At 36.9% G+C, this 17746-nt stretch carries 14 protein-coding genes; 5 read left to right on the forward strand and 9 right to left on the reverse strand.

Annotated elements, in window-relative coordinates; genetic code table 11:
* Nucleotides 1–40: 40 nt before the first annotated feature.
* The 4 genes from EZ456_RS11200 to EZ456_RS11215 all read right to left on the reverse strand — a co-directional run bounded on the left by EZ456_RS11200 (nt 41) and on the right by EZ456_RS11215 (nt 3481).
* Complete coding sequence (locus tag EZ456_RS11200) at nt 41–1654, reverse strand: S8 family peptidase (RefSeq protein WP_131530143.1); 1614 nt, start codon at nt 1652–1654, stop codon at nt 41–43.
* 151 nt (nt 1655–1805) lie between these two features.
* On the reverse strand, nt 1806–2402 hold the full coding sequence (locus EZ456_RS11205; RefSeq protein ID WP_165501305.1) for a DUF4142 domain-containing protein: 597 nt from the start codon (nt 2400–2402) through the stop codon (nt 1806–1808).
* Nucleotides 2403–2460: 58 nt separating this feature from the next.
* A complete protein-coding gene (locus tag EZ456_RS11210) occupies nt 2461–2907 on the reverse strand; it encodes a GNAT family N-acetyltransferase (RefSeq protein ID WP_131530147.1) in 447 nt (148 codons plus the stop codon).
* A gap of 82 nt (nt 2908–2989) precedes the next feature.
* Nucleotides 2990–3481, reverse strand: coding sequence for a YajQ family cyclic di-GMP-binding protein (locus tag EZ456_RS11215; RefSeq protein ID WP_131530149.1), 492 nt, complete (start codon nt 3479–3481; stop codon nt 2990–2992).
* A 77-nt stretch (nt 3482–3558) separates the two neighbouring features.
* On the opposite strand from EZ456_RS11215, the gene EZ456_RS11220 reads away from it, so the two are divergent.
* From EZ456_RS11220 to EZ456_RS11230, 3 genes are all read left to right on the forward strand, one after another.
* Complete coding sequence (locus EZ456_RS11220; RefSeq protein ID WP_131530151.1) at nt 3559–4188, forward strand: hypothetical protein; 630 nt, start codon at nt 3559–3561, stop codon at nt 4186–4188.
* Nucleotides 4189–4288: 100 nt separating this feature from the next.
* On the forward strand, nt 4289–6349 hold the full coding sequence (ppk1, locus tag EZ456_RS11225; protein WP_131530153.1) for a polyphosphate kinase 1: 2061 nt from the start codon (nt 4289–4291) through the stop codon (nt 6347–6349).
* Nucleotides 6349–7230, forward strand: a complete 882-nt coding sequence (locus EZ456_RS11230) for a Ppx/GppA phosphatase family protein (protein ID WP_131530155.1) — start codon at nt 6349–6351, stop codon at nt 7228–7230. The genes ppk1 and EZ456_RS11230 overlap by 1 nt, the downstream gene beginning before the upstream one ends.
* 229 nt (nt 7231–7459) lie before the next feature.
* Here EZ456_RS11230 and EZ456_RS11235 read toward each other — a convergent pair whose 3' ends face one another.
* From EZ456_RS11235 to EZ456_RS11255, 5 genes are all read right to left on the reverse strand, one after another.
* The gene (locus EZ456_RS11235; protein ID WP_131530157.1) at nt 7460–7828 is read right to left on the reverse strand and encodes a DUF5655 domain-containing protein; all 369 of its coding nucleotides are present in this window, start codon (nt 7826–7828) and stop codon (nt 7460–7462) included.
* Between the two features lie 10 nt (nt 7829–7838).
* Complete coding sequence (gene pgl, locus EZ456_RS11240; RefSeq protein WP_108198595.1) at nt 7839–8564, reverse strand: 6-phosphogluconolactonase; 726 nt, start codon at nt 8562–8564, stop codon at nt 7839–7841.
* 166 nt (nt 8565–8730) lie between these two features.
* A complete protein-coding gene (gene zwf, locus EZ456_RS11245; protein WP_131530159.1) occupies nt 8731–10245 on the reverse strand; it encodes a glucose-6-phosphate dehydrogenase in 1515 nt (504 codons plus the stop codon).
* 30 nt (nt 10246–10275) lie between these two features.
* Nucleotides 10276–11691, reverse strand: coding sequence for an NADP-dependent phosphogluconate dehydrogenase (gene gndA / locus EZ456_RS11250; protein WP_131530161.1), 1416 nt, complete (start codon nt 11689–11691; stop codon nt 10276–10278).
* Between the two features lie 86 nt (nt 11692–11777).
* On the reverse strand, nt 11778–12536 hold the full coding sequence (locus EZ456_RS11255; protein ID WP_131530163.1) for an ROK family protein: 759 nt from the start codon (nt 12534–12536) through the stop codon (nt 11778–11780).
* Between the two features lie 164 nt (nt 12537–12700).
* On the opposite strand from EZ456_RS11255, the gene EZ456_RS11260 reads away from it, so the two are divergent.
* Both EZ456_RS11260 and EZ456_RS11265 read left to right on the forward strand, forming a co-directional pair.
* A complete protein-coding gene (locus EZ456_RS11260; RefSeq protein WP_131530165.1) occupies nt 12701–13921 on the forward strand; it encodes a sterol desaturase family protein in 1221 nt (406 codons plus the stop codon).
* 605 nt (nt 13922–14526) lie between these two features.
* Nucleotides 14527–17739: a SusC/RagA family TonB-linked outer membrane protein gene (locus EZ456_RS11265; protein ID WP_131530167.1), complete on the forward strand. Its 3213-nt coding sequence runs from the start codon at nt 14527–14529 to the stop codon at nt 17737–17739.
* Nucleotides 17740–17746: the final 7 nt, after the last annotated feature.

Genomic DNA, 17746 nt, shown 5'->3' on the forward strand with positions numbered 1-17746 from the left:
ACATCGGGACGCATTTTTTGTTTAATCGCTATCTTTTAAATTATTTAGCTACTGTCTTACCTGAGTAAGTTGCTGCCAATTTTAATGCATTATAAGTATTTACAATACCACCGCTGATACAAAGGTCAGAGAAAGGAACAGAAATTTTTTCTGCACCAGGTTCTTCACTTTTAGCATATTCTACGTTATGGTTAACCTTAGTTACCGATTTAACGATAATTTCTTTCACTTGGGCTGCCGTTAATTTTGGATAGTATGAGCGGATTAACCCAGCTAAACCAGCCACAACGGGAGAAGCCATGCTTGTCCCGTCTAAGTTTTTGTATTTAGAACCAGGTACAGTTGAATAAATTTTAACTCCTGGCGCAAAAACGTCTACCTGTGTTTTGCCAAAGTTGGAGAAGCTAGCTTTAAGTGTTTGATCATCTTTAGGGCCAGATGCGCCTACGGTTATCCATGAAGCAATTGTTTTTTCATCTAAATCTTTATGATTAGGAAAATTGCTTTCTACATCGATGTTTTTGTTTTCGTTACCAGCTGCCTGCACAATTAGTACATCTTTTTCAACTGCATATTTCATCGCTTCGTTAACAATTTCCTTGTTCCAGGTATAAGGCTTGCCGAAACTCATGTTAATTACCTTGGCACCGTTATCGACAGCGTAACGAATAGCATTAGCAACATCTTTATCCCTTTCATCACCATTTGGGGTACAACGGACCCCCATAATAGCTATATTATCTGCTACACCTAAAATGCCTAGTTTATTTGTTCTGTCAGCCGCGATAATACCCGCTACGTGTGTGCCATGCATGGCATCAGGGCCGGCAATATCATTATTGCCGTAAAATTTCTCCATAATATTGTTCGGGTCATCGCCAACAATAGCGCGTGGATCGTAATCGAGATTTAAGTTGTAATTAACCTGGCGGCTATAATAATCAACTCCTTCTGTAATCTGATCTTCATAAAAATCTTTAAAGTTATTTTTTCCTAATTCCTCAATTAAAACCCCTTGTATTCGGGCATCCACATCGGTAACTGGTTTAAAATTTTTAAAGTCTTCAATACTTGGGTTTTCCTTGCCAATTTTTTTCACTACTGCATCTAGTGCCGCTTTGAAGCCCATTAAACCTGCAAGATTTTCTTTAGCTTCTGCCATTTGCTTTTCTAAATCGGCCCTTTCTGCTTTAAATACAGCAAAGTCTTTTTTATCTTTTTCTACAACATTTGCATCAGTGGTAGTGGCAAAACGATCCTGGTCGCGACGGACTAAACGCGTTAACTCTAAAGTTTCAAAATTTATAGATTCTTTTGGCCCACCAATAAAGTTCCAGCCATTAATATCATCGATGTAACCATTTTTATCATCGTCTTTACCATTACCAGCTATTTCTTTGGTGTTTACCCACATTATCCGCTTTAAGTCTTCGTGAGATGCTTCTACACCGCCATCATTAACGGCAACGATAACCTTAACAGATTTTTTTCCTTTTAAAAGTTCTTTATATGCTTTTTCGGTACTGATTCCAAATGTACTGTCTGTTTTAAGATCAAGATTTTGCCAATTTGCCTTTTGTGCATTGGCTAACGTTGGTACTGCACTTATGAGCGCAACACTTAAAAGCGCGCTGAAAATTCTACTCTTATTCATTTATGTATTTTTGTATTAAACGGCGAAAGTTAATTTTAATTTCTCTATGAAAAGAAATTGTATTAAAAATGATGTTTTTCACACATTTTGGTTACGAAAAAAAATCATGAACCAATGGCTATGATTTTTTTGTAAAGCTAAAATTCACCTGTTATTGCATATTCAAAACAATCTTTTTGGCCATTTCATTGTGCAATTCGATTACCTTCAAAGTATTAGTTGCCCAAGTTTTAATTTCCTGATCGCGGTTTTCCTTACCGAGTTTAAACAAGGCTATTGTTTTTTCATGATCATTAACCATCATCTGCATATAATGTTTATCAAAAGCTGCACCACTCATTTTCTTCATTTCATCCAAATGAATCTGATCGTCGGCAGGTAAGGCATCGGGCGTAATTACCTTTTTGTTTATAGCCAAAGCCTTTAATTCTGTATTGGCTTTAGTGTGATCGGTTAACATTTTGGCAGCGAATTCTTTTACCGCAACACTTTTTGCATTAGTTCGGGCAATCTTGGCTGCTTCAACTTCCATAATACCACCAACAGCTGCTTTTCTTAAAAAAGTAGCGCCAGCCTCATCAACACCTGATTCGGTGCTTTCGGCACCTGTAACTTTGTTGCCGTTTACCATGTTGGTATCACCCGAAACACTGTCTTTAGTCGTGGCCGATTTTTTATCGGCCGTTTGACAAGCTTGAAAAGAAAGCGCTAAGGCAATCCCAATGGAGAATAAAAATATCTTTTTCATGTTTTCTCTATGTTTTATATATTTAAAAACAAGAGCGCTGGAAAAAGGTTTTTTTAATCTATCCTGGATCCTCTGTGTAGATGTTTGGAACCACAATTCCCATTTGCCTTTCAGGGTTTTGGATAGTAGAAAAGCCAAATTGCGCATACAGGCCATGGGCATCTAAAGTAGCCAGCTGATAACGTCGCAGTCCTTGCAGATCTGGGTGGAAAATCATAAACGACATCAGTTTTTTAGATAAACCTAAGCCGCGGTAGCTTTCTTTGATATAAACATCGCAAAGCCATGCAAATGTGGCTTTATCCGTTACCCAGCGTGCAAAACCCACCTGCTCCTGATCTTTATAAATACCAAAGCACAGCGAATTTTCTATAGAACGTTTTACGGTATCTAGCGGAATACCTTTTGCCCAATACGACTCTACACTTAAATAATGATGTATGTCATCGAGAGCTAAAAGTGCTTTTTTATCAGAAAATATAAATCCGTTTTCACTGATTTCCATAGTTGAGATTGGTTAATCGGTTAATTAGTTTAATTAAATCGGTTACTGATAGAAGTAATTTTAACCAATTTAAACAGTTAACCTAATTACGCATGTTGATATACTGAAGCGGTTGGCCAAAATCTTCATTTCTGCATAGATTGATTACTTCCTGCAGATCGTCGATTTTCTTTGCCGTTACCCGAACCTGATCATCCATAATGGAAGGCTGAACTTTTAAACCGCTAGCTTTGATTTTTGCCACCACTTTTTTGGCCGCTTCTTTATCCAAACCTTCTTTAATGCTGATTTCTTTTCTGATCATATTACCAGAAGCCTGATGCTCATCACCAAAATTTAAGCTTTTCGGATCTAGATTCTGTTTCATCATCCGGGAGATAATAGAACCTTCAATCGCTTTTAAACGCATATCGTCTTCAGTAACAATAGTTACTACATTTGTTTTTTTATCCAGATCGATCGTGCTTTTCGATCCGTTAAAGTCGAATCGGTTAAGAATTTCTTTTTTAGCATTGTTAATGGCGTTGTCTAATGTTTGCGCATCAACTTTACTTACAATATCAAAAGAAGGCATGGTTTTAGCTTTTAAGTAAAAAAAATAAGTAGATTTAATAGAAATTAATCCATCCTCACAAAAAAACGAAAAATAATATGAAAACCACTAAACCAAAGTCTCAAAAAAAGATCACTAAGAAAGAAGTTAAAAAACAATTAGAGCAATCAATTACCGATAAGTTCTTAGATGTGATTAAAAGTTTAGGTCATGATGTATCGGAAATTAGTACGGAAGTGGGCAAGGCCAGTAAGCGGGTGGCTAAAAAATTAACAAAGAAATTTACCATCGTAAAAGCAGATGTGGGTCAAAAAATTGATGATTTATTGCATGCATCAAAAGAGAAAGCAAAAGCAGCGAAAAAACCAGTTGTTAAAACTTTGAGCAAGTCTGAGAAATCTGCTGAAAAAGTGGTTAAAAAAGCGGTAGCAAAGGCTAAACCAATAGTACAAAGTATTAAAGTTGCGGCAATAGAAACAGAAGAAAAAGCAGAAAAAGTATTAGCAAAACCAGTTACCAAAGCGAAAGAAGCAGTAAAGGAAACCACAACAGCTGTTAAAGAAGCGGCTAGTACAGCTGGTAAAGCACCAGCAAAAGCTGCTACAGCGGTTAAAAAAGTAGTAACTCCAGCTCCTACGCCTGCAAAAGCAGCAACAGTTGTTAAAAAAACAGTTACTAAAGCTGCGCCATCGGTTAATAAAGAAACGAAAACACCTACTAAAAAATAAATTTGTTAACGTTAATATGTAAATGAATTAACATCGATTTAACAAATAAATTTGCAGTTTTGAGCATCCCTGTTTTGGCAGGGATTTTTTATTTTTTTAAATGAGCAATAAGAAGATTCCATTTTTTAACCGCGAAATCAGTTGGCTTTACTTTAACGAACGTGTACTGCAAGAAGCGGCCGATGAAACAGTTCCGCTGATTGAACGGATTAAATTTCTATCCATATTTTCTTCAAATTTAGAGGAGTTTTACCGTGTGCGGGTAGCCACCATGACTCGGCTAACCAATCTGAACGATAAGGCAAAAGCACTTTTGGGATTTAATCCAAAGAAAATTCTGAATGAGATTAAAAACATTGTTGTAAAACAGGAAAGAAGATTCGACCAGCTTTTTCAGGCTACTTTAATAAACGAGCTTGCTCAAAACAGGATTTTTATTTTAAACGATACCCAGCTGAATGTAAGCCGGGGAGAGTTTGTTAAAAATCATTTCAGGGATAAGATTTTATCTAATCTGGTTCCCATTATGCTGGATATGGATAAACCTTTTCCAGAATTGAAAGACCGGTATCTTTATTTTTTTGTTAAACTTTCGAAAAAGGATACAAAAGTTAAAGAGAAATATGCACTCATTGAAATTCCGCCGAATTTGCCGCGGTTTTTGGCCTTGCCCGAAACAAACGATCTAAAATTTATTATTCTTGCCGAAGACATTATTAGGTATTGTTTAGACGATATATTTTATGTTTTTACTTACGACAATTTAGAGGCTTATTCGATCCAGTTAACACGAGATGCCGAATTAGATATTGATAAAAATATTAATGATAAATTTATCGAGGATTTAAAAAGCAGTTTAGAAAAACGCAAAAAGGGGAAACCAATGCGTTTGCTTTACGATTCGGCCATGCCTTTAAACATGCTTACCGTACTGGTGAATAAACTTAAGCTTGAGGCTGAAAGTTTAATACCAGGTAACCGTTACCATAAGTTTGGCGATTTTATTGCCTTCCCAAATGTGGGTAAAAAGGAATTGGAATATGCGCCCAATGTGCCATTGAAGGTTCATGATTTGCACAGAACCCAAAGTATGTTCAATAAAGTTGCCCAGCGCGATTATTTAGTGAATTTACCCTACCAATCATACGATTATATTATTTTGTTCTTGCGTGAGGCCGCAATTGATCCGAAAGTAACTGAAATACAGATTACGTTATACAGGTTAGCCGAAAACTCGAAAGTAATCAATGCATTAATCAATGCCGCTAAAAATGGTAAGGCTGTTTCGGTTTTATTAGAACTTAAGGCCCGTTTTGATGAACAGGCTAATATTTACTGGACAAGCCGCTTAATGGAAGAGGGTGTTAAGGTAAATTACGGTTTAACCGACTACAAAGTACATTCTAAGATTTGTCTGGTAAAGCGGATCGAAAAAGATAAACCTGTATATTATGCAAACTTAGCAACAGGAAACTTTAATGAAAAAACGGCAGGTTTATACTGCGACCATAGTATTTTCACCGCAAAGAAAGAGATCACCAACGATCTGGTAAAACTTTTTGATGCGTTGAGCAAACGTACCGTAACCAAGGGCTTCAAGCACCTCATTGTTTCGCCACTGGAGAGCCGCTCGAAATTGGTCAATTTTATTAACCGCGAAATCCGGAATGCTAAACAAGGCAAACTCGCTTACATCATGTTAAAAGTAAATAGTTTAGCAGATGAGGGGATTATTGCCAAACTTTACGATGCGAGTAATGCCGGCGTTAAAATTCAGCTGATTATCCGCGGTATCTGCTGTCTGGTACCTGGAGTAAAGGGCTTTAGTGAAAATATTACTGCTATTAGTATTATCGATAAATTTTTGGAGCATGCCAGGGTTTATATTTTTGGTAATAACGGTAAAAACGATATGTATTTATCGTCTGCAGATTTAATGAGCAGGAATTTCGAACACCGTGTAGAGGTAGGTTTTCCAGTCCTGGATCATGATGTTAAACAAGAGATACAAGATATTATTGATTTGCAGTTACAGGATAACACCAAATCGAGGCAGATTAATGCCTTAAACAATAATAAATATCACAAAAACAGATTAAGTAAAAAAATAAGGGCACAAGTAGATATTTATAACTATTTAAAAACCAAGCATCAATCATAATGTTAAGATACGCAGCTATAGATATCGGTTCGAATGCGGTGAGATTACTCATTGCTGATATTAGCAAACAAGACGGAAAATATAAATACAAAAAGAACACCCTTATACGTGTGCCACTCCGACTGGGAGATGATGCATTCTTAGATCAATATATTTCAGAGAAAAAATCTGCAGATCTGGTAAAAACCATGACTGCTTTTAAAAATCTGATGGATGTTTATCATGTTTCTGAATATTTGGCCTGTGCAACCTCTGCTATGCGCGAGGCCCGTAATGGAGAAGATATTGTTAAGCTGATTAAAAAGGAAACAGACGTTACTTTAGAGATTATTGAGGGGCAGCGGGAAGCCAATATTATTTACGCTAACCATATTGAAGAGGATTTAGACGAAAATAAAAACTACCTGTATATTGATGTGGGTGGAGGCAGTACCGAATTGTCTGTTTTTGTAAAAGGTGCTCCGGAAGTTTCAAGATCCTTTAATATTGGTACCATTAGAATGCTCGATAACCAGGATAAGGAAGAAACTTGGGAAGAGATGAAAGATTGGGTGAAAGAGCAAACAAAAGCGTATAAACATTTGGCTGGCATAGGCACAGGCGGCAATATCAATAAATTGTTCCGCATGTCGGATGAGAAGGAAAATGCGCCTTTATCGTTGCAGAAATTAAATTCGATGTATAATAAATTAATCAGTTATTCATTGAAGGAAAGGATTAATACGCTGGGTTTAAACCCCGACCGTGCAGACGTAATTATCCCAGCTTGCGAGATTTATTTAACCTTAATGAAGTGGACAGGTATAAAGCAGATTTATGTACCTAAAGTGGGAATGGCTGATGGGATTATTAAGCTGTTAATTGAAGAGAAGTTGGATTAAGTCGCTCTGCTTCCGTGATCGTCATTTCGACCGAAGTGCTCCGAAGGAGCTCCTTTGGAGGAGAAATCTATCCATACAGATTTCTCCGTTCGATGCGCTGCAGTCGAAATGACGAATTTGGTTTCGAATGATAACATCTGAGGAAAATTCTCTCCGACTCGTCATCCTGAACTTGTTTCAGGATCTTTTTAGTCAGGAAAATCATCACAACACAGACCCTGAAATGAATTCAGGGTGACGTATTTTGTTTCATCGCCATTTTCAAAAAAAAACTTTTCACTTCATCATTAACATCTTCTTTAAAGAAAATTCTCAAATGATGGTTGAACTGATTACTTCCTGGCACACGGGCAATCTTTGTGAAGCAAAGATTGTCGTTATATGGCCGATCGAAAGGAATAATCACATGAATAAAGTTTTTCCCCAATTGCGTAATATAGTCGAAGCTGGTTTTTGATTCGATCGCAATCATGGACTTTGTAGGTCTGAGATTTATCTCTCCAAATTCGGCCAATTGGTCAATAAAAAAACGGAATAACCCTAAGGTGTATTCCGTTTTTCCGTTTAAAAAGTCTGATAAATGTTTTTCTTCAGACATCATCCTATTTTTAATCTTCTAATAATTTTGTTGCAGCCTCGTCTGTAAACCAGGTTAATTTTCCATCAATAGGATCAATTAACTGTGAAGGGTAGGTCGCTACATCTTTTTGCTCATCGCCGATAACATGTTTCAGCGCTTCGGCTTTATTCTCTCCAAACACCAAGAATGCTACGTTATCTGCTTTGTTAATTAATGGCGCGGTAAAGCTAATGCGGTAAGTATCTAGTTTTTCAACATATACAGCTGCTACGTTTACTTCTTCGTCTTTAACCAAGGTAGTATGCGGAAAAATTGAAGCAGTGTGTGCATCATCACCCATACCCAAAAGGATTAGATCGAAAACAATGTCTTCACCCTTGAAATGCTTGTCGATTGCTTTTTTATATTCGATAGCCGCTTTTTCTGGTGCTAATGTAGTATCTACATAAAAAATATGATCTTCTTTAATACCTAGTGGATCTAAAATGGTTTTTTTAGCCATTAATCCATTATAGTTATCGTCGTTGGCAGGAACATTACGCTCATCGCCAAAGAAGAAATATACTTTTTCCCAATCAATTCGGTGCTGCCCTTCGGTGGCAAGAAAATGGTAAAGTGCTTTAGGAGAACTGCCGCCCGTAAGTACAAAATTGAAACGGTCGTTTTCTTCAATTGACATTTCTGCAATTTTAATTACATAATCTGCCAGATCCTGGTTTAGTTCTTCTAATGTTTTGTATATGAGTAGATTCATTTTTATAGATTAATCGTCATTGCGAGGCACGAAGCAATAACGGATTTTGTTATTAAGTGATGTCATGTTGAGCTTGTCGAAACACCTTTAGTTAAGTTCTTCGACAGGCTCAGAATGACAACGGCTCATAGCTACGAGACTATTTGGCCATGAACCATCAACTTGTTTATTCCCTATTTTTCAACGGCAGGTTAAACCAGTGGAAACCATCTCTTGCAATAAGTGCTTCAGCTTCTTCTGGTCCCCAGCTATCTGCAGGGTAATTAGGGAAATTGATTGATTTTTTGCTTTCCCATGTATTTAAAATTGGCATTACCAGTTCCCATGCCGCCTCTACCTGATCGCCACGCATAAACAAGGTCTGATCACCCATCATGGCATCTAATAGTAAGGTTTCGTAAGCTTCTGGGGTATCACCCTCATAAGTTCCCTTATAGTCGAATATCATATCAACAGGGTTTAATACCATGTCTAATCCAGGCCTTTTGGCCTGTACCTGCATGCGGATACTCATTTCTGGCTGTATGCTGATTACTAACCTGTTTTGTTGCCAGTTTTCGGTTACAGCTGATGAGAAAATCTGATGTGGAACATCTCTAAACTGAATGGTAATTAAAGATGAAGTTTGGTTTAGGCGTTTCCCTGTTCTTAAATAGAAAGGAATACCTTGCCATCTCCAGTTATCGATATGGAATTTAACTGCCGCAAAAGTTTCGGTATTAGAGTGTGCATCAACACCTTTTTCCTGGCGATATCCTGGAACTTCCTTGCCTTCAACCCAACCTTTGCTATACTGGCCACGAACAGTATGAAAACGGATATCTTCGGCAGAAAATGGACGCATAGCTCTTAAAACCTCAACTTTACGATTCCTGATTTCATCGGCATCGAAATTAATTGGTGCTTCCATTCCAACCAAACAAAGCAATTGCAACAGGTGATTCTGGATCATATCTCTCAAAGCACCAGAGCCTTCATAATAACCTCCACGATCGCCCACACCTAATTGTTCGGTTACCGAAATCTGAACGTGATCGATATAAGACCTGTTCCATAATGGCTCAAACAATGCATTGGCAAAACGGAAAGCCATCATGTTTTGTACGGTTTCTTTACCCAGGTAATGATCGATACGATAGATCTGCTTTTCGGTAAAAATGGTACTCAATAATGCATTCAGCTCTTTTGCTGATTCTAAATCATGACCGAAAGGTTTCTCAATAACAATACGGCTATTATCTTCATCCTGTGTAAGTTTATATTTTTGTAAACATTCAGCAATAATTGGGAAGAAGTTAGGTGCAACGGCCAGGTAGAAAATTACCTGTGTACCTGCGCCGTATTCTTTTTGATATTTATCTACAGCTGCCTTAAGGTTTTCGAAAGTTTTTGGCTGGGCAAAATCGGTTGGACAGTAGTGGATCGTATTTCCGAAATCGTCCCATTTATCTTTTTTAACTTTTCCGCTTCGCGAAAATTCGTTCACAGCCTCTTCTAAAGCAGTTTTGTAACTATCATCGGTAAATTCGGTCCTTCCTGTACCAATAATAGCAAACTTCTCAGGCATGTAACCCTCTATAAATAAATTATATAGGGCAGGTGCTAATTTTCTTTTATTTAAATCACCTGTTCCACCAAATATTACAAAAATGGTAGGGTTTAATGCGGTTTTGGTTTTCATTTTATGTTATTGTTCGTAAATCTAAATAGTTTATGATAATTTATTCCAGTCGGCATGGAAAACACCATCTTTATCAATGCGTTCGAAAGTGTGAGCACCAAAGAAATCTCTTTGTGCCTGGATTAAGTTTGAAGGCATGCGGGCTGTTGTAATGGTATCGAAATAAGTTAGGGTAGAGGCAAATGCAGGAATACCCAAACCTGAATTGATACAGGCACTGATTGTTTTGCGTGTGCCCGATAAAGTACCTTTAATGATGTTCTGGATACCCGCATCACCGAATAAATGTTCGAGCGCATTGTTTTTATCATAAGCCTGATAAATATCCTCCAAGAATTTAGCCCTGATGATGCAACCTCCACGCCAAATTTTGGCAATTTCCTGTAACTGTAAGTCGTATTGGTATTCTTTTGAGGCCTGAACCAGTAAATGCATACCCTGTGCATAAGCACTGATCATAGAGAAGTAAAATGCATCCTCCAGCTCGTCAACAGTAACAGCTATTTTAGTGTCTTTTTTTCCGAATGCTTCTTCTAAAGAAACCCTTAGTTTTTTGAATTTCGATAAATCGCGGTTGGAAACGGCTTCATTAATGGTTGGTACGGGTAACTGAAGTTCCATTGAAACCTCTGATGTCCATTTACCAGTGCCTTTTGAGCGCGCTTCATCTTTAATCTGATCTAAAAGATCGTTTTGTGTTTCGGTATCCTTAAATAAGAATATTTCGGCAGTAATTTCCAGTAAAAATGATTGTAGTCTGCCTTCATTCCATTTTTTGAATACTTGATATATATCGCTGTTAGAATAGCCTAAACCATTTTTAAGGATTCCATACACCTCAGCAATAAGCTCCATAATGGCATATTCGATTCCATTGTGCACCATTTTAACAAAGTGGCCAGAAGCACCAGGGCCAATGTAGGTTACACAAGGATCGGTTCCAACTTTTGCAGCTACGGCATCAAAAACATCTTTTACTACATTATAAGCTTGTTTATCGCCACCTGGCATCATACTCGGGCCAAAACGTGCACCTTCTTCGCCACCAGAAATGCCCATTCCGAAGAAATGTAAGCCATCTTTCTCTAACTCATCCACACGGCGGTTAGTATCGGTAAAATGTGAATTCCCACTATCGATAATAATATCTCCTTTGCTTAAAAGTGGTTTTAGTTCTGCAATAACGCTATCTACAATTGGTCCGGCTGGTACTAATAAGATTAATGTACGTGGTGTTTCTAAGCTAGAAATAAAGCTTTCAATATCGTCAAATCCTTCTAAGTTGTGTTTCTTGCCTTCTTCTTCAAGTTTCGAGATCATTTTTCTGTCTTTATCGTAACCTGTTACAGAGAAACCTTTATCAGCCATATTTAATAATAAGTTCCGGCCCATAGTGCCTAAACCGATCATTCCCAATTTATATTTTTTCGAATCGTTATTTGCCATTTTTTATTTTTTAGGATATACCCAAAATTAGGGTTTACAAATTAATATTGCAGCTATTGTTGTTAAAAGATTGTAATAAAGACTAATTATTTTTTAGGTTCAACAGTAAAGATATTGTACTTGTCGGCCAGTTTCCAGAGTTTTGCCCCACCTTTAATTCCATCTCTGTTGGTTACAATTTTAATATTGCTTTCTAATTTAAAATCTATTTGCTTAGAATTGCCACCACCAATATATAAGGTATCATAATTGAAAACCGTTTTATAGATTTCGATTACTTTTTTTAGTCTTTTATTCCAACGTTCAGTTCCAATTTTTTCGAAAGCCTTATTACCGATATAATCATCATAGTCTTCTTCTTTGTTGATCGGGAAATGTGCGAGTTCTAAATGGGGCAGTAATTCTCCATCAAATAATAAAGCCGTTCCAAAACCAGTACCTACCGTAAAAACAATTTCAAAGCCTTTGCCTTCAACCACACCTAAGCCCTGTTGGTCGGCATCATTTACCAAACGGACTGATTTACCTAACTCGTTGGCTACACGCTGAGCGAGATCAACATCTGCCCATTTATTTTTAGCCAGGTTGGGTGCAGTTTTAACAATACCGTTTTTGACATAACCAGGAAAGCCGATCGACACCCGATCATAGCTATTGGGGAAGGGCTTAATCAATTCAACAATGCCAGAAACAATGTCTTTCGGAGTAGCCTCGGGCGGGGTTTTACTTTTTAAATATTCGGTAAGCATATTTCCACTTTCATCCAAAAGAACCGTTTTTATACTTGTGCCGCCAATATCTATAGATAATATATTGTTGTTTTCAGCATTTTTCTTTGTAGCCATAGTTGTGTATTTATAATTTCGAAGTTCTACAAATAAATTAAAACGGCAAACATTAAATCAAGATCGAAGTAATTTAGGTGTAATAATATATTCTATAAAATCTATGTATTTAATAGAATATATTTAAGTTTGTTCCGTTAAACTTAAAAAAGATCTAAATTGTTATGACGGTAAACTACCTTGCATTTGCTATTCCAGCATTTTTTATTTTTGTATTTATTGAATTTAAGATCGCTCAGCACCAAAAGAAGTCGAAAATTTTTAAATACGAGAGCACGGTTGCAAATTTTAGCGTAGGTATTGCCGAAAGATTGTTGAATTTATTTATTGCAGCAAGTTTTTATCAGGTTTATAATTGGGTTTATGTCCATTACGCGATCTTTGATATATCTACTAAATGGTATGTATGGATACTATTACTTTTCTCAACAGATCTTGTTTGGTACTGGTATCACAGGCTTGGCCACGAAATTAATTTTTTGTGGGCTGCACATATTGTGCATCACCAGAGCGAAGAATTTAATTTATCGGCAGCGGCCAGAATTACGACCATTCAAGCCATTTTTCGCAATGTGTTTTGGTGTATATTACCATTAGTTGGTTTTCATCCTAACATGATTATCACCATACTTTTAGCTCACGGAGCCTATTCATTTTTTACACACACGCAATTAATCGGTAAACTGGGCTGGCTTGAAAATATATTGATTACGCCTTCTTTACATGGTGTTCATCATGCTTCTGACGAAAAATACCTCGATAAAAATTATGGTGACGTTTTTGTGTTCTGGGATAAATTATTCGGTACTTTTCAGGCAGAAGAAGAGCCGCCTCAATATGGCTTAACACATCCTATTAAAAGTTATAGTTTCCTTTGGCAGCATTTTCATTACTATTTAGAAATAGGAGAGGCATACAAACGTGCAAATGGATTTAAGGCCAAGTGGAATGCCATTTTCGGAAGTCCTGCGTTGATGGATCAGAACATCCGGCCTGTTTTAGAAGAACGTTACTTTCAAAATAAAAAACAGCATGTTGCTAAGCCTAAGTTTAAAACCTATTTAAATATACAGTTAATAGTAGTGGTTGCAATGCTTACCTGCGCTACACTGTTTTATAGTTATTTGACACCATTTAATAAGGGTTCAATACTTATTTTTATCTTAGTTACCTTAATCAATATCGGAGCGCTTTTGGAGCAAAGAAGGTGGATTTATTATTTGGAATGCTTCAGGCTGATTTTGATTTTCGCTGTCTTTTTCTACACTTTTAATCTGGTAGAATTTTTAATATTTCCTGTGATTATCTTAATTGCACTGGAACGGACATTCTCTTTACGTAAACTTTACATGAAGCATGTATTTGAGCATGTCAAGGCAGGTTAATGGTGTTTCTTTACCTTTCGATTTTGGATGATATATAAATGTTACAAGCTGGTGTTTCGTTTTGTTTTCCTATTCACTTTAGTGCCCCATAACTTGTAATGAAATTATTACGCAGTGGATTTGTGTCGACGATTTAATTAATTGTTTACCTCATTTTCTTTTCTTAATAACAATCAGTCCATTTTTTTATTACTTTTTTGCAAAATTCGTTTATTGCATTCCCTTTGCAATTGTCAATATTTATGTCTGTTTAAACATTCAATTAAAAAATATTTCCTGGCAATTTATTTTATTGTTTTTAGTTTCGATTTGTTTTGTTAATTTTATTAACGAAATATATAGTAAGTTAAAATAAATAAATCGCAACATATTTGGGTTGCTTTCAATACGTTAATGTTCACTTAATATATTTTTAACATAAACAGGCTTACTTTGCCCGCAAATCCGGACAAAATAAATCGAACATATGAACCCTATTACTAACCGGATATACTATAATAATTATGATCAAAAATTTTACTCAACAGATTTCGTGGCATCAGTGCGTTCTGCATGTAAAGCAAAGCAGTCCCGATAATCACCTAAAGCAGAGCAGTACTTTTTTTATGAGTAAACTAAAACGCTTTAGCCTTTTGGTGTATGCCATAATAATACAGCTAATTTGTATTAATGAAGGTTTTGCGCAAACTCCGGCACAAAATATTGTAATCAAAGGTACCGTATTGGATGATCAGGATGGGCAAATATTAATTGGAACAACAATAACGGATAACAATAAAAAGTTTTTAGGAGTGACCAATGAGAAGGGGAATTATACTATCAGTATTGCTAAGGGAACTACTGTTCTTTATAATATGGTGGGCTATTCAACTTTGCGGAAAACGTTTAATAATAGCGAAAACAATGCTACGATAAGGCTGGCTTCATCTACCAGTCAGTTAAATGATGTGGTTGTTACGGCATTAGGCATAAAGCGTGAGGAAAAATCGTTAGGTTATGCAGTTTCTAAATTAGATAGTACGGCCTTTACCAATGCGGTTTCTAGTAACTGGACAGATGCTTTATCGGGCAAAGTTGCAGGTTTAAATTTGGTTAGAAATAGTGGCCCAGCCGGTTCAAATAAAATTATTCTTCGTGGTGAAAATAATTTGACAGGAGATAACGAAGCCTTAATTGTAATTGATGGCGTTGTGGCGAGTAGTTCGGCAAGGCGTACAGGCGGTACAGGAGGCGGTGTTTACGGTACATCAGGAGATATTATGCCTGCCGATTTTGGTAGTGGATTAAATGATTTAAATCCTGATGATATAGAAAATGTAACCGTATTGAAGGGGCCTGCTGCATCAGCATTGTATGGACAGCGTGGAGCAAATGGGGCCATCATCATCACAACAAAATCTGCCAGCTTAAATAAAAAGAAAGTTAATATCTCCTTTACTTCAAACAGTGCATGGGAAGAAATTAACAAAAGTCCTGATAGGCAAACACAATACGGCGCTGGGGTATCTGGCAATTCATATTACTCATATGGAGCGAGTGCCGATGGAGCAAACACCAATTCTACAAGTTCTACTTATGGCCCTGAGTTTTCTCCCGGAGCGATGTTTTTTCAATATGACCCTGCAACCAGAGCGCAAGGATTAACCAGAACACCATGGGTGGCAACTCCTGATCCAATTGATGCATTTTTTAAAACCGGTTTCGAATCATCCAATTCATTTGGTATAGATGGTACTTATAAAAAAGTGGGTTTACGCTTCTCTGCAAGCCATGGCAATAACGAATGGATTGTGCCAAATACAGGTTTGGAGCGAACTACTGCTGCATTAAATATTACAAGTAACGTAACTAAAAAACTAAACATTAACGCCAAGGTGCAATATAGCAATAGAAAAAGCGATAATTTACCAGCCACGGGTTATGGTAATCAGTCGTTAATGTATTGGTTTATGTTTGCACAACCAAATATGAATATTGATTGGTATAAAGATTATTGGGCAACAAACTTAGTTTACAGACAGTTTACAAATTTAACTACCACTTTCCCTGAAGGCCCATATGCTATATCAGAGCAATATTTGAACGGACAAAGACGGAATGGTTGGTTAGGAAACATCCAAGCGACTTATAGATTTACGGATGCATTGAGTTTAATGCTTAGAGCATCGGGAGATTTGAATAATGATGTTCGCGAAACTCTTCGCCCCTGGGATGCTGCAGGTAATAAATTCGCACATGGTTCTTATCGCGTTGCGGATATACGATCTTACGAAATAAGTGCCGATTTTTTATTAAAGTATAATAAACAATTAACTAAAGATATTCAGCTTACTGCTAATTTAGGTGGTAGCCAAATGCGTAATCAATACAACAAGCTAGAAAAAAGAGCTGATGGATTAGTTATTCCAAATTTTTATGAGTTAAGCAATAACGAAAATCCTTTAGTTTATGCCCCCGATACGGCACAATACAGGCTCAATAGCTTTTATGCTTTAGCTTCTTTAAGCTTTAAAAACTACCTTTATTTAGATATAACAGCCCGTCAGGATTGGAACAGTACATTAGCAACAATTACTAGAACTGATAATGTTGGTTTTTTCTATCCTTCTGCAAGTTTGGCTTTTGTTGCTTCCGATTTTTGGAAACTACCAAAGGTAATCAGCTTTGCTAAATTAAGAGCCTCTATTGCCAGTGTTGGTAGTGGTGGCACCACGCCTTACAGAACTGCTTATAATTATTTGTACGCAGCAGATGGTATTTACCCTGATAGTGCGATGAATAATCCACGTGTTTTGCCAAATCCCGATTTAAAGCCACTAAAAACGACCACAATTGAGCTTGGTTTAGATTTAAAATTATTTAACAACCGATTAAACTTTGATTTTGCAGCGTATAGCGGAAACACCAAAAATCAGATTTTGAGTCGCATTGTTGATAAGGCTTCCGGTTATAATGTTCAAGTAATAAATGTGGGTAGGGTAGATAATAAAGGCATTGAGCTTGCTATAAATGCTACACCACTAAAATCTCGCACTTTTAAATGGGAGGTAAATGCAAACTTCTCGGCCAATAGAAATAAAATTAGGGAACTGGCAGATAGTTCAGTGGTGTTACGTACTGGTGCGCTAGGTGGCGGACAAGTGGTTGCCAATGTTGGCGGTAGCATGGGCGATATGTATGGTAGAGGTTATTTACGTTCACCAGATGGGCAAATAGTTTTTAATCCGACCACAGGAGTAGCGCTGGAAAATCCTAATTTGCTGTATTTAGGTAACACAATACCTCAATTTAGGTTTGGTTTTGGCACTAGTATTACTTATAAAAATGTTAGTGTTAGTGCATTGTTTGATGCACAATTAGGCGCAGTTGGGCATTCTTTAACATTTTCTAGAATGGCATCGTTAGGTAAACATAGTATTACCTTGCCAGGAAGATATAATGGCGTAGTTGGCGACGGGGTACTTCTAAATCCTGATGGAACATACCGTAAAAATGATGTGGTAGCCACCGATATGAATGCCTATTACGAATCAATTTATGGTAGTGGGCAAGCAGAAGGAAGTGTATTTAGAACGGATTACTTAAAATTTAGAGAAGCAAATTTAACATACAATTTTGGGCAAAAAGTGCTTAAAAGTATAGGTTTTACTAAATTGAGTCTAGGTGTTTATGGGCGTAACTTATTTATTTGGTCGCCTTGGCCAGCTTTCGATCCCGAGTTTGGAACATTAGCGGGAGGAGATATAGTTCAAGGTTTTGAAACAGGCCAATTGCCTTCAACCAGAACTTTTGGAGCCCGTTTAGTAGTTGGACTTTAATTTTATC

Source organism: Pedobacter psychrodurus (genome assembly GCF_004331735.1).
Taxonomy (GTDB): Bacteria; Bacteroidota; Bacteroidia; order Sphingobacteriales; family Sphingobacteriaceae; genus Pedobacter; species Pedobacter psychrodurus.

Bases quoted from the DNA above. Each gene is read 5' to 3' on its own strand.
- pgl (WP_108198595.1), bottom strand. From the start codon at position 8,564: ATGAATCTACTCATATACAAAACATTAGAAGAACTAAACCAGGATCTG.
- EZ456_RS11210 (WP_131530147.1), bottom strand. From the start codon at position 2,907: ATGGAAATCAGTGAAAACGGATTTATATTTTCTGATAAAAAAGCACTT.
- EZ456_RS11235 (WP_131530157.1), bottom strand. From the start codon at position 7,828: ATGTCTGAAGAAAAACATTTATCAGACTTTTTAAACGGAAAAACGGAA.
- zwf (WP_131530159.1), bottom strand. From the start codon at position 10,245: ATGAAAACCAAAACCGCATTAAACCCTACCATTTTTGTAATATTTGGT.
- EZ456_RS11205 (WP_165501305.1), bottom strand. From the start codon at position 2,402: ATGAAAAAGATATTTTTATTCTCCATTGGGATTGCCTTAGCGCTTTCT.
- EZ456_RS11265 (WP_131530167.1), top strand. From the start codon at position 14,527: ATGAGTAAACTAAAACGCTTTAGCCTTTTGGTGTATGCCATAATAATA.
- EZ456_RS11220 (WP_131530151.1), top strand. From the start codon at position 3,559: ATGAAAACCACTAAACCAAAGTCTCAAAAAAAGATCACTAAGAAAGAA.
- ppk1 (WP_131530153.1), top strand. From the start codon at position 4,289: ATGAGCAATAAGAAGATTCCATTTTTTAACCGCGAAATCAGTTGGCTT.
- gndA (WP_131530161.1), bottom strand. From the start codon at position 11,691: ATGGCAAATAACGATTCGAAAAAATATAAATTGGGAATGATCGGTTTA.
- EZ456_RS11230 (WP_131530155.1), top strand. From the start codon at position 6,349: ATGTTAAGATACGCAGCTATAGATATCGGTTCGAATGCGGTGAGATTA.
- EZ456_RS11215 (WP_131530149.1), bottom strand. From the start codon at position 3,481: ATGCCTTCTTTTGATATTGTAAGTAAAGTTGATGCGCAAACATTAGAC.
- EZ456_RS11200 (WP_131530143.1), bottom strand. From the start codon at position 1,654: ATGAATAAGAGTAGAATTTTCAGCGCGCTTTTAAGTGTTGCGCTCATA.
- EZ456_RS11255 (WP_131530163.1), bottom strand. From the start codon at position 12,536: ATGGCTACAAAGAAAAATGCTGAAAACAACAATATATTATCTATAGAT.
- EZ456_RS11260 (WP_131530165.1), top strand. From the start codon at position 12,701: ATGACGGTAAACTACCTTGCATTTGCTATTCCAGCATTTTTTATTTTT.